Annotated in this window: 13 protein-coding genes; 7 read left to right on the forward strand and 6 right to left on the reverse strand. The window is 43.5% G+C overall.

The window, feature by feature from the left end; genetic code table 11:
* Positions 1 to 52: 52 nt before the first annotated feature.
* The 3 genes from R7Z10_RS07090 to rnk form a co-directional block, all read right to left on the reverse strand.
* Positions 53 to 1,039: an ABC transporter substrate-binding protein gene (locus R7Z10_RS07090; protein ID WP_318104459.1), complete on the reverse strand. Its 987-nt coding sequence runs from the start codon at positions 1,037 to 1,039 to the stop codon at positions 53 to 55.
* Positions 1,040 to 1,266: 227 nt separating this feature from the next.
* Positions 1,267 to 2,226, reverse strand: a complete 960-nt coding sequence (locus tag R7Z10_RS07095; RefSeq protein ID WP_047101156.1) for a GGDEF domain-containing protein — start codon at positions 2,224 to 2,226, stop codon at positions 1,267 to 1,269.
* 238 nt (positions 2,227 to 2,464) lie between these two features.
* Complete coding sequence (gene rnk / locus R7Z10_RS07100) at positions 2,465 to 2,872, reverse strand: nucleoside diphosphate kinase regulator (protein WP_005376048.1); 408 nt, start codon at positions 2,870 to 2,872, stop codon at positions 2,465 to 2,467.
* A gap of 527 nt (positions 2,873 to 3,399) precedes the next feature.
* Here rnk and nirB point away from each other — a divergent pair.
* From nirB to cobA, 4 genes are all read left to right on the forward strand, one after another.
* Positions 3,400 to 5,964 carry a nitrite reductase large subunit NirB gene (gene nirB, locus R7Z10_RS07105; RefSeq protein ID WP_318104462.1) on the forward strand — a complete coding sequence of 855 codons (2,565 nt, stop codon included), beginning with the start codon at positions 3,400 to 3,402 and terminating at the stop codon, positions 5,962 to 5,964.
* Between the two features lie 13 nt (positions 5,965 to 5,977).
* Positions 5,978 to 6,301 carry a nitrite reductase small subunit NirD gene (gene nirD / locus R7Z10_RS07110; RefSeq protein WP_005387969.1) on the forward strand — a complete coding sequence of 108 codons (324 nt, stop codon included), beginning with the start codon at positions 5,978 to 5,980 and terminating at the stop codon, positions 6,299 to 6,301.
* Positions 6,302 to 6,495: 194 nt separating this feature from the next.
* Entirely contained in the window at positions 6,496 to 7,344 is an 849-nt protein-coding gene (locus R7Z10_RS07115) for a formate/nitrite transporter family protein (RefSeq protein ID WP_005387971.1), read from the forward strand.
* Positions 7,345 to 7,550: 206 nt separating this feature from the next.
* Positions 7,551 to 8,309, forward strand: coding sequence for a uroporphyrinogen-III C-methyltransferase (gene cobA, locus R7Z10_RS07120; protein WP_017634651.1), 759 nt, complete (start codon positions 7,551 to 7,553; stop codon positions 8,307 to 8,309).
* 16 nt (positions 8,310 to 8,325) lie between these two features.
* On the opposite strand, the gene R7Z10_RS07125 is transcribed toward cobA, so the two are convergent.
* Complete coding sequence (locus tag R7Z10_RS07125) at positions 8,326 to 8,766, reverse strand: DUF4174 domain-containing protein (protein WP_005376058.1); 441 nt, start codon at positions 8,764 to 8,766, stop codon at positions 8,326 to 8,328.
* A 119-nt stretch (positions 8,767 to 8,885) separates the two neighbouring features.
* Between R7Z10_RS07125 and R7Z10_RS07130 the strand changes: the two genes are divergently transcribed.
* On the forward strand, positions 8,886 to 9,374 hold the full coding sequence (locus tag R7Z10_RS07130; protein ID WP_017634650.1) for an NYN domain-containing protein: 489 nt from the start codon (positions 8,886 to 8,888) through the stop codon (positions 9,372 to 9,374).
* Between the two features lie 86 nt (positions 9,375 to 9,460).
* Here R7Z10_RS07130 and R7Z10_RS07135 read toward each other — a convergent pair whose 3' ends face one another.
* On the reverse strand, positions 9,461 to 10,792 hold the full coding sequence (locus R7Z10_RS07135; RefSeq protein ID WP_005376060.1) for an anaerobic C4-dicarboxylate transporter: 1,332 nt from the start codon (positions 10,790 to 10,792) through the stop codon (positions 9,461 to 9,463).
* A gap of 419 nt (positions 10,793 to 11,211) precedes the next feature.
* On the opposite strand from R7Z10_RS07135, the gene R7Z10_RS07140 reads away from it, so the two are divergent.
* Entirely contained in the window at positions 11,212 to 11,949 is a 738-nt protein-coding gene (locus R7Z10_RS07140) for a siderophore ferric iron reductase (RefSeq protein ID WP_025767741.1), read from the forward strand.
* Positions 11,950 to 12,038: 89 nt separating this feature from the next.
* The gene (locus R7Z10_RS07145; protein ID WP_213962428.1) at positions 12,039 to 14,210 is read left to right on the forward strand and encodes a TonB-dependent receptor; all 2,172 of its coding nucleotides are present in this window, start codon (positions 12,039 to 12,041) and stop codon (positions 14,208 to 14,210) included.
* A 49-nt stretch (positions 14,211 to 14,259) separates the two neighbouring features.
* Here R7Z10_RS07145 and R7Z10_RS07150 read toward each other — a convergent pair whose 3' ends face one another.
* Positions 14,260 to 14,451, reverse strand: coding sequence for a DUF2986 domain-containing protein (locus R7Z10_RS07150; protein WP_005376066.1), 192 nt, complete (start codon positions 14,449 to 14,451; stop codon positions 14,260 to 14,262).
* Positions 14,452 to 14,528: the final 77 nt, after the last annotated feature.

Genomic DNA, 14,528 nt, shown 5'->3' on the forward strand with positions numbered 1-14,528 from the left:
TACGCTTAGACTGAATAGTGATGCTAAATAGTGGTTTAACGAACGATGCATTTTAATCTAGACCATCAAAATATGAATTGATATAGTTTTCTTTAAATATTTTTCTGTAATTTGGAATCTGTCCTTCTACATAGTTTTGTTTTAATGCCCAATTAGCTTCTGATTGTAATGTAAATAATAAAGAATTCGTTAAATTTAATCGAAAGTTATAATCATCCCAACTCCAAGATATTTCTTCAACTGTTATGTTAAGTTTTTGTGATAGTATTTTCATTGTTAAATGAGGGTTTTTATCCATCCAGTTAATTGAGTGATGAAGTGACTTTATTATTTTCATTACTTCTTGATCTGATTTTTCAATGTGTATTTCTTTTGATACAAGCAAAAAGTAAAGTTTATACACGCCAATAATTCCTATGTTCTTTACTTCTTCATTTATTCTATTCTTGGCCATAAATCCGTATGGCTCCCAAGTAGATATTGCATCGACGTTTCCTTGCATTAAATGATTTATAATAACCTGCGTTGTTGATGATATTTTTTCTACTTTTTCTAAATCAATGTCATTTACCTGTAGCAACAAGTCTAAGTAATATTCGCTAGCGCTCTTTTTTATTACACCAACCTTTTTTCCTGGTAATTTATCTATACTTTCTATGCCAGACCGCTTTTTAGTTAGCAGCTTAATATCATTCGTAGAAGATGCAAAAGAAGTGATTAATGCTAAATCTTTGTATTCAAAGCTTTTAAACATCAGTACGCTTTCAGAAAAAGTGGCGTAATTAACATGGTTTTCTAGAAGTAGGTTTGAACATTCGACCCCTCCAAAGCACATGATAAGCTCAACGTTTAAATCGTTTTCTTCAAACGCACCTATGTGCTCTGCAATGATAAAAGGTGCTGACAGAGGCGTCTTAGATATACCGATTGTTGTAGGTTTGTGGATAGCATTTGATACCGTTGTTAACTTTAAATAAGAAACCACTAATACAGAAAGAACTAAAATTATGATAACTGTAGAAATCTGTTTTGTATCCATCAAAAACAACTCCCTTCATAATAGTAGTAATTAATCTATCAGTTAAATGAGTGTAGTTGCTTATTGGGTTGATGCTAGGAGAGGAGGGGATTTATTTGTATCGTGCCAAATTTATGAGTACCTAGGGGTAATTTCGGTAACTGGCTTAGATATAAAGAATTTATCTTGAGTTAGTTCAAGTTGTAGCAAATGACTGATTTCATAACATGATGATTTATGGAGAGATATCAACTTTTTAAGTTGAAAAATTGTACTCCATTTTTGCCATTTTTCTTTATCTCATACATTGCATGATCGGCTTTTTGATAAACTTCATTAAACTGTTGTTTTCCTTTATCAAATAGACAAACACCGATGCTCATTCCAATCGTTACTTTATTTAAGTCCTGATTTATCGCAGGAATGATGGAACTTAAGAGTCGATCACAAAGTTGAGATATTTCTTCTTGATTTGAATAAGAGCTTAAAACGACAAACTCATCTCCTCCTATGCGTCCGACTTGAGACTTGCTTGGCGCAAGCTCTGTTAAGCTATTGGCGATATTGATGAGGAGAGTATCACCAGTATGATGGCCTAGCTGGTCGTTAACTGCTTTAAAATTATCTATATCAACAAACACTAAGGCAGACTGCTGAGACGGCTTGGTTTGAGGTTGATGATTAAAGTTTTCCTCAATTGCTTTTCTATTTAACAGTCCGGTCAATGGATCACTCGAAGCTAACTTAGCCAGTTGCTGCTCATATCGCTTTTCTTTTGTAATATCGATATGAGTGCCCATCATGCGCAGTGGTTCGCCATCAGAACCATACTCGACGATGCGCCCTCGATCGTAGACCCAACTATCACTGCCGTCTTTATGAATCATGCGATGAACTACCTCATAAAGGTCGGTTTTGCCAGCTAGGTGATCTTCAAATGCACCCACCGCAAGATCATAATCTTCAGGGTGGAGATTGTTTTTCCACGTTTCAACCGTCGCGGTTAACTCATGGGGCTGATAACCTAGCATTTTGCCCCACTGCATATTGAATATCGTCAAAGTACCTGAAGGAATATGCTGCTCCCACAAACACAGTCCATTACTGTCGAGTGCAGCATTCAACTTTTCTTGTAGTCGCGCATTCTTCCGCTTCAGCTCTTCATTTTCTTTTTCTAAGCAGGCAATTCGAGTTAGATATTCTTCCATTTTGCGCATAATTTACGTCGTTTTCGGAGCGACAATATACGAAAAATACTTTGCAATTTCTATGATTGAGCTTGGAGATATAAATATTGAATATGCGGTAAATAATAAAGAATCGGTGATGTTACTTAAGAGCAGCAAAGTAAATGCTTGGAAAACAAAGAAGGAAATAGGGGGTAAGCGAGGGGCTCTCCTGGTGCAAAGTCTTAAATGGAGGCCTTTGCACCGGGACTACTGAGGGCTAGCGGTTTAGTGCACCACAACGCTCAGGTTGGTATGTGATATCGACAATTTCAATTGTCTTCACTTGATTATTTGGCATTGGCCATTCAAGTTTTTGGCCGACAGACAAACCGATCAGTGCGCTGCCTACGGGCGCAAAAATAGAGATATCATCACTGCTTTTCAGTTCAGAAGGGTAAACCAGTGTCTTTGTCATGGTTCTATCTTCACCTGAAAATTTAAACTCTACAGTCGAGTTCATCGTGACCACGTTATCTGGCATTTGTTCTGGCTCAAGAACTGTTGCTCGGTCGAGCTCTGCTTCTAATTCCACAAGCTCCGCTGCGATGTTTGGCATTTTATCCAACAAGGCCGTGATTCGGTTCATATCTAAGCTTGAGATGTAGATAGAATTGTTTTCTGACATTTTATGACTCCCAAATAAAAGGCCGCCTCACAAAAATGGGACGGCACTCTATATGTCAATTACGGTATCAATCATATGGACGCTATTCCATATGAACTAAACCTGATTTTAGTCTTTATAGTGCGACTTAGCTAGTAAAAAATTTTTGTTGTGAAGCTTGATTTTTCTAAATCTTTCAATCACTTCAGATATTGTTCTCTGATCACCTTGAAACGGTGAAGTCAAGTGAGTGCGTCGTTTAGAAGCAAAACAGGATTTATCGTAGGTGTGCTCGGTTTCGATGGTCAACCTAACTTCATAAAAGCAAAACGGTATAGTCCGTTGCTAGCATGGCTTCGGTTATCTCAGTTTATTAAAACTACCAATATCCGTTAATAAATTACTTTTTATTTCGCAATAGTCAGATAAATACGTTCATCTACCCCTTTAGGGTAGTTTGAAATTGTAATTGATTTACATCATGTATTAATTTTCTTTCACAATTAACAATGAGCTCAGTGATAAGAACCTAACCCTTAGGAATTATAATGAGCAAGTTGAAGCTAGTAGTCATCGGTAACGGTATGGTAGGGCACCGTTATATTGAAGACTTAGTCGAGAAAGCTGATATGTCTAATATAGACATTACGGTTTTCTGTGAAGAACCTCGTGTCGCATACGACCGTGTGCACCTTTCCTCTTACTTTTCTCACCATACTGCAGATGAACTTTCTTTAGTAAAAGAAGGCTTCTACGAGAAACACGGTATTAACATGCTGATCGGCGAACGCGCAATTAACATCAACCGTGAAAACCGCATTGTTTACTCAAGCACTGGCCGTGAAGTTCAATACGACAAGCTTATTCTTGCTACTGGCTCATTCCCATTTGTTCCACCTATCAAAGGTCACGAAAGCAAAGACTGTTTTGTTTACCGTACTATCGAAGATCTTAAAGCGATCGAAGCGTGTGCGAAGAAGAGCAAATCAGGCGTTGTTGTCGGTGGTGGTCTGCTAGGCCTTGAAGCAGCAGGCGCACTGAAAGCACTGGGTGTAGAAACGCACGTTGTTGAGTTCGCGCCAAAACTAATGGCTGAGCAACTTGACCTGGCTGGTGGTAACCAGCTTCGTCAAAAGATCGAGCGTATGGGCGTGAACGTTCACACCAGCAAAAATACGCTTGAGATTGCGCCAGAAGGCACAAACGCACGCAACGTTATGCGTTTTGCTGACGGTTCAGAACTAGAAACAGACTTCATCGTATTCTCTGCAGGTATTCGTCCACAAGACAAACTAGCACGCCAAATGGAGCTAGAAGTGGCACCTCGTGGCGGTGTTGCTATTAACGACCACTGTCAGACTTCTGATGAGAACATCTACGCTATCGGTGAATGTGCGTCTTGGAACGAAATGTTCTACGGCCTTGTTGCTCCTGGCTACAAGATGGCGACAGTTGCCGTTGATCACCTACTAGGTAACACAGAAAGCAAATTCGAAGGCGCTGATATGTCTGCGAAGCTGAAACTTCTGGGTGTAAAAGTAGGTTCAATCGGTGACGCGAACGGTCGTACTGAAGGCTGTAAGAGTTACGTTTACCAGAACGAAGAACAAGAAGTTTACAAACGTCTTATCGTTTCTAAAGACAACAAGAAACTGCTTGGCGCGGTTATGGTTGGCGATACGTCTGACTACGGCGACCTGCTTCAACTTATGTTGAACGAAATCGACCTACCAGAACACCCGGATGCGTTGATCCTTCCTGCACACGCAGGCGCTGAGAAACCAGCACTAGGTGCAGACGCTCTACCAGAAAGCGCAGTGATCTGTTCTTGTTTCGACGTGACAAAAGGCAAGGTCGCACAAGCGGTCGCTAATGGTCACCACACGTTGGGCGACATCAAAGCAGTGACGGGCGCGGGTACAGGCTGTGGTGGTTGTATTCCTCTAGTGACCTCTGTTCTAAATGCTGAGCTTGCTAAATCGGGTATCGAAGTGAAGAACGACGTGTGTGAGCACTTTGCATACTCACGCCAAGAGCTGTTCCACCTAATCCGCATTGAAGAGATCAAAACGTTTGATGAGCTTCTAGAGAAATACGGCAAAGGTTACGGCTGTGAAGTTTGTAAACCACTGGCTGGTTCTATCTTGGCTTCTTGCTGGGGTGAGCACATTCTTAAGCCACAATTGGTTAAGCTGCACGACACGAACGATAACTTCCTAGGTAACATCCAAAAAGACGGAACTTACTCTGTTATCCCACGTATGGCGGGTGGTGAAGTAACACCTCAAGCACTGGGTGCGCTAGCGAACGTTGCTGCGGAATACAACCTATACACCAAAGTAACCGGCGCTCAACGTATTGGTCTGTTTGGTGCTCAAAAAGACGATCTTCCAGAGATCTGGCGCAAGCTTATCGATGCTGGCTTCGAAACAGGTCAAGCGTACGCAAAAGCACTTCGTATGGCGAAAACATGTGTGGGCTCTACTTGGTGTCGTTACGGTGTTCAAGACTCTGTTGGTCTAGGTTCTTACATCGAGAACCGTTACAAAGGCATTCGTACACCTCATAAGATGAAGTTCGGTGTTTCTGGCTGTACTCGTGAATGTGCGGAAGCACAAGGTAAAGACCTTGGCATCATCGCGACTGACGCAGGTTGGAACATGTACGTATGTGGTAACGGCGGTATGAAACCTCGTCACGCAGACCTACTTGCAAGTGACCTAGATAAAGAAACGCTGATTAAGTACATCGACCGCTTCATGATGTTCTACATCCGTACTGCTGCGCCACTACAACGCACATCAGTTTGGATGGAAAACATGGAAGGTGGCGTTGACTACCTACGCGAAGTGATTGTTAACGACAAGCTTGGCATCAACGCTCAACTAGAAGCTGACGTAGCGAAGCTTGTAGACGAGTACGAGTGTGAGTGGACTGCGACCATCAACGACGAATCACAACTGACTCGTTTCGCGCACTTCATCAACTCTGACAAGCGCGATGACAACGTTGTGTTTGTACAAGAGCGTGAACAGCACCGCCCAGCAACCTTCACGGAAAAACACCCTGAAGCGAAAGGCGATATCCTACACGTAGCGATCACTGAAGCATAAGGGAAGGTTGATTATGTCATTTGAAAAGATTTGCCAAATCAGCGACATCGTACCGGGCACGGGTGTTTGTGCACTGGTTGATGGTCAGCAAGTTGCGGTATTCCGCCCAACACAAGCAGAAGAAGTGCTGGCGATCAGCAACACTGACCCGTTCTTCCAATCAAACGTGCTTTCTCGCGGTTTGATTTGTGAGCACCAAGGCGAGCTTTGGGTGGCAAGCCCACTTAAGAAGCAGCGCTTTAACCTGACAACAGGTGCGTGCATGGAAGACGAGCGTTTTAGCGTGAAAGCGTACAAAACCCGCGTAACAAACGGCGAAGTAGAAATCTCTGCGTAAGCTTGGTTTTCATTCCCTCCTCTTAGGGGAGGGAATGAACTGAAACCTAGATTTAATAGACAAAGGCTTTCCAAGCATCAACTCAGGGGAACAGGGAAGCGAGGTGTTGTAGACAGCGTTCAGGTGTCAACGGGAAGCCTTTCTCTATTAAATCTTTAACTTTTTAACTTTCAATTTTGGATAAGGACACATTCATGTCTACTGATTTTAAGCCTGCAGAATTCGTGCAAACCATGATCAATGTTGGTGAAGCGAAAACCAATACAAGCACGCGAGATCTTCTGCTTCGCGGTACGATGGCTGGCGTTATTCTTTCGCTTGCGGTGGTGGTTGCTATTACCGCGATTGTACAAACGGGTATCGGTCTTGTAGGAGCACTTGTTTTCCCCGTTGGTTTCGTAATTCTAAGTGTGATGGGGTATGACCTAGTAACCGGTGTTTTTGGTCTAGCGCCTCTGGCTAAGTTTGCTAACCGTCCGGGCATCACTTGGGGTCGTATCTTCCGTTGTTGGGGGCTTGTAGGCTTGGGTAACCTTATCGGTTCTCTGATCGTTGCTTACCTAGTGGCTATCTCTCTAACAGGTAACTTCTCTCTAGAACTGAATGCAGTAGCGAAGAAATTTGTCGCTGTTTCTACCGCGCGTAGCCTTGGTTTTGAAAACATGGGTATGGACGGATGGATCACGTGTTTCGTACGCGGCATCTTCTGTAACCTAATGGTATGTCTAGGCGTTATCGGCAACATGACAGCACGTTCAGTATCTGGTCGCGTAGCAATGATGTGGTTCCCAATCTTCATCTTCTTCGCTCTAGTATTCGAGCACACAGTAGTAAACATGTTCCTATTCCCACTAGGTATGATTCTAGGTGCGGATTTTGGTATCGCGACTTGGTTGAACTTCAACCTTATCCCAACCATCCTAGGTAACATTGTTGGTGGTCTAGTAATGACTTGTATTCCACTGTACCTAACTCACGCTAAAACTGCGCCTTCTATCAATGCTGAAGAAGAAGTAAAAGCGCAACCTGCAATGGCTAAATAACCATTAACGGGTAATTCGCTTAATATGGTCCCGCTTCTGGATGGGCGGGACTATTCTCTAACTAGATTTCAATTTTTAACTTTCACTTTCGCGACATATTTTATTGATTTAGCTATAAAAAGTAATAACTCCTTAGAGTGGTTTTAGCCCTAAGTGCATAACGCGAGTGTTACTCTTTATATCTAAATTTTTCGATAGGCGTTGATATGACTACTGCTCACTCATCTTTAAACAGCGGCTTTGTTTCTCTTGTTGGTGCAGGTCCAGGTGATCCTGATTTGCTCACAGTAAAAGGCTTAAAAGCCATTCAAGCGGCTGAAGTTGTGGTGTACGACCGATTAGTGTCGAAAGACATTCTTGAATTGGCTCACGCATCAGCAGAGATGATTTACGTAGGAAAAAAATTGGACTTTCACTGTGTGCCTCAAGATCAAATTAACCAAATCTTGGTGCAGAAAGCGCAAGAGGGTAAACGCGTTGTGCGCCTAAAAGGTGGGGACTCATTTATCTTTGGCCGTGGTGGTGAAGAGCTAGAAGAGCTAGCCGAATTTGGCATCAAATACGAAGTGGTTCCGGGTATTACGGCGGCGGCGGGCGCGACGGCTTATGCTGGTATTCCATTAACACACCGCGACCATGCACAAAGCGTTCAATTTATCACAGGTCATGTACAAAAAGATGGTCGTGAGATTGAATGGCATTCACTAGCGCAATCCAACAACACACTTGTGTTCTATATGGGTTTGAAGCAAAGCGGCCATATTATGGATAAGCTGATCACTCATGGGTTAGATCCTGAGATGTCATGCGCCATTATTGAAAACGGTACGCGCCCAGAGCAGCGCGTGTTCCAAGGAAAGTTGAACGAGCTATCGATCATGGCAGAGCAAGCCGTGAGCCCAGCATTGATTGTGGTTGGCAGCGTGACTCAACTTCACAACAAGTTGGATTGGTTCGCAAAGTAATACTGCTCAGAAGTGACTATATTTTACAGGGGCTTTGTTGCCTCTGCATTTCTTGCTTACGCATAGGCATTTGATCAATGAGGTTGTTGATAAACGGCCAGTCTGTTTCTGCGCCCCAGCGGTGCTTTTCTAGACCATCTTTACCAAGCAAAATAGCGGTATGAGAACCTTTTTCGACCTCATAAAGACGAGCTAGCATTTTTAAGTCGAACTCTTCTTTAAGCCAAGCAGGAAAGGTATAACCTTGTTCTGTAATGACAAGTGTGACGACATCTCTGTCTTCCAACTCACACTCATTCATAAGTGTTTCTAGCAAGAATTGTTTGACGTATTCATCATTTTCCGGCGCAAAGTAGAGCACACTTCTATGTGGCCAGTATTTGGAGTGCGCTGGATAACCAAATGCTGTCGATGACAAGATACAAGAAAGTAGTATCACTAGTAACTTTCCGCCCATGACAGTTCCCCTAGAAACCCAAATAACTTTTTATACGTTAAGTTTAGTGGAATTGGCTCATTGTGCTTTTTCCAAAACTGGCATAGGGTAGGCAGCAAATAAATTGAGCGTAGAAATAGATGAGTTCGGAAAGCAAACAAAAAATCGCCATTTTGGTTGATGTACAGAATGTGTATTACACCTGTCGCGAAGCGTATCGAAGCAACTTTGATTACAACCAGTTTTGGTATGTTGCCACACAAGGGAAAGAGGTGGTATGTGCTCGTGCTTATGCTATTGCGAGTAACGACCCTAAGCAGCGTCAGTTCCACCATATTCTTCGTGGTGTTGGATTTGAGGTGATGCTTAAACCCTACATCCAGCGTCGTGATGGCAGCTCGAAAGGCGATTGGGATGTGGGTATTACTCTCGATGCAATTGAAATTGCTCCCGAAGTTGAGGAAGTGATTCTAGTTTCGGGAGATGGAGACTTTAGTCTGCTAGTAGAGAGAATTCAGCAGCGCTTCAATAAAACGGTGACCGTTTATGGTGTACCTAAGCTAACATCCCAAACTCTGATTGATTGTGCCGACAATTTTGTCGCGATTGATGACGATTTCTTGCTGTAGTTAATAGTGCAATAAAGAAAGGCGAGTCACTCAGGCTGTACGAAACGTACAATGACTCGCCTCTAATTTATCCTTGATTTGGCTAGTTACGAAGGAATGATCATTTGCCCTAGCAAGTAACCCAAGCAACACGCACCAATCACGCCGATTAAGCCCACAGACATGAATGAGTGGTTGAAGTACCACTTACCAATCTTAGTTGTGCCCGAGGTATCGAAGTTCACAGTCGCGATATCTGAAGGGTAGTTTGGAATAAAGAAGTAGCCGTATACCGCAGGCATCAAGCCGATAAGCAGCGCAGGTTCCAAACCTAAGCCGAGACCAACAGGCAGCATCATGCGAGCCGTTGCAGCTTGAGAGTTCACCACAACCGACACAATGAATAACGCAAGCGCGAATGTCCAAGGATAGTTGGTTACCATCTCTACGATGCCAGATTTAAATTGAGGCATAGCGTACTGGAAGTAGGTATCTGACATCCATGCAATACCGAAGATAGCAATCGCCGCCACCATACCAGATTTAAATACCACCCCATTTGGTACGTCACGCGGGTCAGTTTTGGTCGCAAGCAAAATGATACCGCCGAAGCAGAGCATCATCATTTGAATCACAACTGCCATGCTGATTGGCTTCGAGCCATCTACGATGGTACGAATGTCTGGCCACATCGCGATAACGACGATAACCAAGATAGAAGCAATGAACAGCAATACAGAGTTACGAGCACTTGTTGGTAGTACTTCATCAAGAGACGTCGCAGTTGTGTTGAGGATCTTTTCGCGCCACACAGGATCTTTCAAACGCTCTTGGTATTCTTCATCGTCGTCTAGCTCTTTACCACGCTTTAGGCTGTAAAGTGACATCAACAACGTACCGAATAAGGTTGCAGGTACAGTAACGAGCAGAATTGAGAGCAGAGTGATCTCGTGTTGAATATCAGAGAGTTGCGCCAAGTAGTAAACTACGGCCGCTGAAATTGGTGATGCCGTGATTGCGATTTGAGACGCGACAGAAGCGGCAGCCATAGGACGCTCTGGACGAATGCCGTTTTTCAATGCAACGTCGCCAATGATTGGCATAATGGAGTAAACCGCGTGACCTGTACCGAGCAAGAAAGTCATAAAGTAAGTCACAAAAGGAGCAATAAGGGTGACGCGTTTTGGGTTCTTACGAAGCACACGCTCGGCAACTTGCAGCATGTATTTCAAACCGCCAGCGGCTTCAAGAATGGAAGCACATGTTACCACCGCTAAAATGATCAACATGACGGTGACAGGAGGAGAGGTTGGCGGCATCTTAAAGATGAATACTTCAATCACCAAGCCAATTCCGGATACGACCCCAAGGCCTATACCACCATAACGTGAGCCGATATACAGCATCACGAGCAAAAATAGAAACTCAAGATACAACATGTGGATTTCCTTATTCAAAACAGAGGGCTACATAGCCAAATTACCTCTTTGTATTGTCTCGATATTCAGAAAGAAAATACTTCATGTTGTTCACAATCCGCTGGATAAGAAACAGCAATATTCAATTATTGGCAATAACTCACGCTACACAGGGAAACTGTTAACACAGTTTTATCAGGGTGTTTTTATGCTGTGTATTTTTGCGATCATGTGAGCGTTAAATGCGAAGAGGTTTAAGAGTTTGTTGCTATTCATCGCATACGTAACCAGACCTTACAGCTTCACAGAACTCGGAAATACAGTCATAACTAACCCTAAGAGTGCTTCTTTGTTATGAAAACGCAAAGGATAATAGTTTGCATTGCGATTGGGGCTTGGGTATAAAGGTGTCAGAATGACTACACCAACAATAAGCCACCATGTCTGAGCAATTTTTCCCGCAACTGTTTCAAACTTCGAGTGAGATTACACCTTACCTACACGGTGATATCGGCGAGATAGGGCAAGAAGCTATCCATATAGAGAATGATATCAACCCGATCATCCAAGTCCTTTACCAGCAAATCTCGGAGGCTCATCCGGAAGCGGGAAAAGCATATTGGTTGACAAGAACGTGGGATTTACTTTGTTGGCAGCCAGTTTATGTCGCATTCATCTCTATTTACGGTTACCACACGTTGCCAAACATTCGCGAGATAGCGCAGCACCTCAAACCTTGTTTTGTTTCTGGGTACCGATTCGCCGACGAAGCGCATATACATGGCGAGCCAGAAGCGTTGATAAAAGAGGCGGGGCGTCAAATCCGAGAACTGTTCGACTTCTATCAACAAGAGATGAGTCAATGGACACGCATTCGTCCTGGCTTCACCCATCAATTGATGTCGGACGGAATCATGGCTTGTTTAATTCGTCTCCAACAGCGCTTTCCGCAAATGACTAACTCGACACTTCAGGAGCATGCGGTCTTGTGGCTAAGCGCAATGGGTTTGGATGTTGATAATAGTCGCTCACTTCATGAGACGGAATCTGATCAGCCGCTAAAGTTAGTAAGAAAAAGTTGTTGTTTAGTCTATAAGTGTGAAGGCAGAAAGCTTTGTGCAGATTGTCCTCGTTTAGAGGAAAATCGACAGCTTATGAGCAAGAAGGTTCTTAATTAACATTTATTTAACTTGTGTAACAGTGCTCGATTTGAGAGTGAGAATAAGTATCATTGCATGCTCTTGTTGACAACAAAAAGATAAATACAATGATGAAAAGGACGTTTTCTTTCAATCTCATCGTACTTGCGATGAGCAGTGGATACGCAGTTAGCTCAATAGCAGCAGAAGATCTTCAACAAACATCGACTCCGAGCGATGAGCAATTGGTTGTTGTAGGCAGTGTGATGCCGAAATCGATCTCCGATATTCCAGGAACGGTTTGGTTTGTTGGCCAAGAAGAGATTGCTCAGCAATATCGTGCGGGCAAGACACTGGGTGATATTCTTTCTGCAACCATCCCTTCTTTAGACGTCGGCACCGGTGGTCGAACTAACTATGGTCAGAACCTTCGCGGTAGAGCAATGTTGGTAATGATTGATGGTGTCTCGTTACAGTCTTCTCGCCCGATTAGTCGTCAGTTAGACGCAATAGACCCATTCAACATCGAGCGAATTGAAGTACTATCTGGTGCAACCTCCATTTATGGTGCAGGCGCTACTGGTGGTGTTATTAACATTATCACCAAGAAAGCGTACTCGGATGACTTGTCGTTTGAATCCTACGTGAGTGGCACTACAGGTTTTAATAGCAGCGATGACTTTGATTACAAACTCGCTCAGTCTATCTCGGGTGGTAATGAGCGAATTACCGCTAGAGGTTCGGTTGTGTACACCGAGACACAAGGTGCATTTGACGCAAATGGCGACATTGTCACCCCAGACATTTCACAGGGCTCTTTGCAGTATAATTCAACGCTCGATGTTATGGGATCGACCGAGATTCAAATCTCCGATGCCAGCAAGTTAAACCTTGTCGCACAATACTATGACAGCCAGCAAGATTCGCCATACGGTTTGTACATTGTTAACAATAAATTTGTTGACGTACGAGAGGGGTTCGATTCCGACCGTGAACATGGTACAGAGCGAGTTCTCTTAAGTGCGAACTACGCTCACGACAGCGTATTCGGTCATCAACTGATAGGCGAGTTATCTTACCGTAGTGAAGACCAAACCTTTACTCCTTATTACCAAAGTGCCTCTCAACAAAAAACAGAAGTTTTTGCTGGGCGCTTAGCGTTAGCTAAAAGCTGGGAGTCATTCAAACTTGTTTATGGTGTCGATGCGTACTTAGACCGTTTTGAAAGTAACCAGGCTCTGTTCGATCCAACCATTGCGAACAGCTCTGGGAACTTAATTAATCGAACCTATGCCGAAGTGGGGCGTTACCCAGATGTTGATGTGGCGTCTTACGCAATGTTTGTCCAAGGGGATTACCAAATCAATCAAGATTGGTCAGTACAAGCAGGCTACCGCTACCAATACATGGACAATAAGATTGATGATTTTGTTGCCTATAGTATACAAAAGAAGATCGCATCGGGTAATGGTGTATCAGCGGATGCGGTACCAGGTGGCAGCACTGACTACTCTGTGAGCTTATTTAATTTGGGCACCATTTATCAGCTTAACGATGAATCTCAGCTTTGGGCGAACTTCTCTCAAGGTTTCGAACTCGCTGATCCTGCAAAGTACTACGGCCAAGGTAGCTACGATGCCGCGGATGCAAATGGTCACTACGCGTTGAACAATAGCATTAACGTATCTGACTCAAAAATGTCGGGCATCAAAACGGACAGCTATGAAATCGGTTACCGATTAGATACCGATACTGTCGCACTGCAAGCGGCGGGTTACTACTCGGTGTCGGATAACTCAATCAAGTATGACAAGAAGACGCTCCTAATCACCAATGTTGATGACGAGAAACGTGTATACGGTGCCGAAGCAAACATTAACTACTGGGTAAACCGTGATATTTTGTTAGGTGCATCAGGTCACTATGTGGTTTCTGAGCTGAAAACCAACGGTAAGTGGGAAGATCTAAGCGCGGGTAAAGCAAGTACATCAAAAGCGAACGCGTGGGCGGCTTACTATCAGGATGGCTATTCAGTACGTTTACAAAGCCAGACGATGTTTGATTACGAAGATGACGCAAACAATAAACTAGATGGATACACTACGTTTGATCTTCTTGGTAACGTAACACTACCTATCGGGCAGTTAGGTTTTGGTATTCAAAACCTATTTGACGAAGACTACACAACCGCTTGGGGACAACGTGCGCAGATTCTTTATGCAGCACACTACGATGCAGCAGCGTACGACTACAAAGGAAGAGGTCGCACATTCACACTGAACTACAGTGTCGAATACTAAAGCTAACTCTCTCCGAATATCAAAAAAGCCGCTGAAAGCGGCTTTTCTTTTAGGCTTGATCTGTCTGCGCTGTGTCTACAACGTTTTCCGTGTGTTCTGAAGCTTGGTTTTGTTCTTCAGCTTCCATTTTCGCGCGTTCAGCTTTGGAGATATAACGCGGCTTATTGCTCTTATGTAGCTTAGCGTTATGCTTCTTCTGCTTCGCTTTCAAGATCTGATTGATTTTCTTCTTGCGGTTCATGGTGGTGGTCCTTTAATTTAGCGAGGCAGGATAGTTACTTTTTTATCAAGTTACAACTAAATAAGCGCCGGTATCGG

The organism is Vibrio sp. Vb1018 (assembly GCF_033338775.1).
Lineage (GTDB): Bacteria > Pseudomonadota > Gammaproteobacteria > Enterobacterales > Vibrionaceae > Vibrio > Vibrio alginolyticus.

What these genes read in the sequence shown, in the direction of transcription:
- R7Z10_RS07090 (WP_318104459.1), bottom strand. Translation starts at nt 1,039, where the DNA reads ATGGATACAAAACAGATTTCTACAGTTATCATAATTTTAGTTCTTTCT.
- nirB (WP_318104462.1), top strand. Translation starts at nt 3,400, where the DNA reads ATGAGCAAGTTGAAGCTAGTAGTCATCGGTAACGGTATGGTAGGGCAC.
- R7Z10_RS07135 (WP_005376060.1), bottom strand. Translation starts at nt 10,792, where the DNA reads ATGTTGTATCTTGAGTTTCTATTTTTGCTCGTGATGCTGTATATCGGC.
- R7Z10_RS07095 (WP_047101156.1), bottom strand. Translation starts at nt 2,226, where the DNA reads ATGGAAGAATATCTAACTCGAATTGCCTGCTTAGAAAAAGAAAATGAA.
- R7Z10_RS07150 (WP_005376066.1), bottom strand. Translation starts at nt 14,451, where the DNA reads ATGAACCGCAAGAAGAAAATCAATCAGATCTTGAAAGCGAAGCAGAAG.
- R7Z10_RS07125 (WP_005376058.1), bottom strand. Translation starts at nt 8,766, where the DNA reads ATGGGCGGAAAGTTACTAGTGATACTACTTTCTTGTATCTTGTCATCG.
- R7Z10_RS07130 (WP_017634650.1), top strand. Translation starts at nt 8,886, where the DNA reads ATGAGTTCGGAAAGCAAACAAAAAATCGCCATTTTGGTTGATGTACAG.
- cobA (WP_017634651.1), top strand. Translation starts at nt 7,551, where the DNA reads ATGACTACTGCTCACTCATCTTTAAACAGCGGCTTTGTTTCTCTTGTT.
- R7Z10_RS07115 (WP_005387971.1), top strand. Translation starts at nt 6,496, where the DNA reads ATGTCTACTGATTTTAAGCCTGCAGAATTCGTGCAAACCATGATCAAT.
- nirD (WP_005387969.1), top strand. Translation starts at nt 5,978, where the DNA reads ATGTCATTTGAAAAGATTTGCCAAATCAGCGACATCGTACCGGGCACG.
- R7Z10_RS07140 (WP_025767741.1), top strand. Translation starts at nt 11,212, where the DNA reads ATGTCTGAGCAATTTTTCCCGCAACTGTTTCAAACTTCGAGTGAGATT.
- rnk (WP_005376048.1), bottom strand. Translation starts at nt 2,872, where the DNA reads ATGTCAGAAAACAATTCTATCTACATCTCAAGCTTAGATATGAACCGA.
- R7Z10_RS07145 (WP_213962428.1), top strand. Translation starts at nt 12,039, where the DNA reads ATGATGAAAAGGACGTTTTCTTTCAATCTCATCGTACTTGCGATGAGC.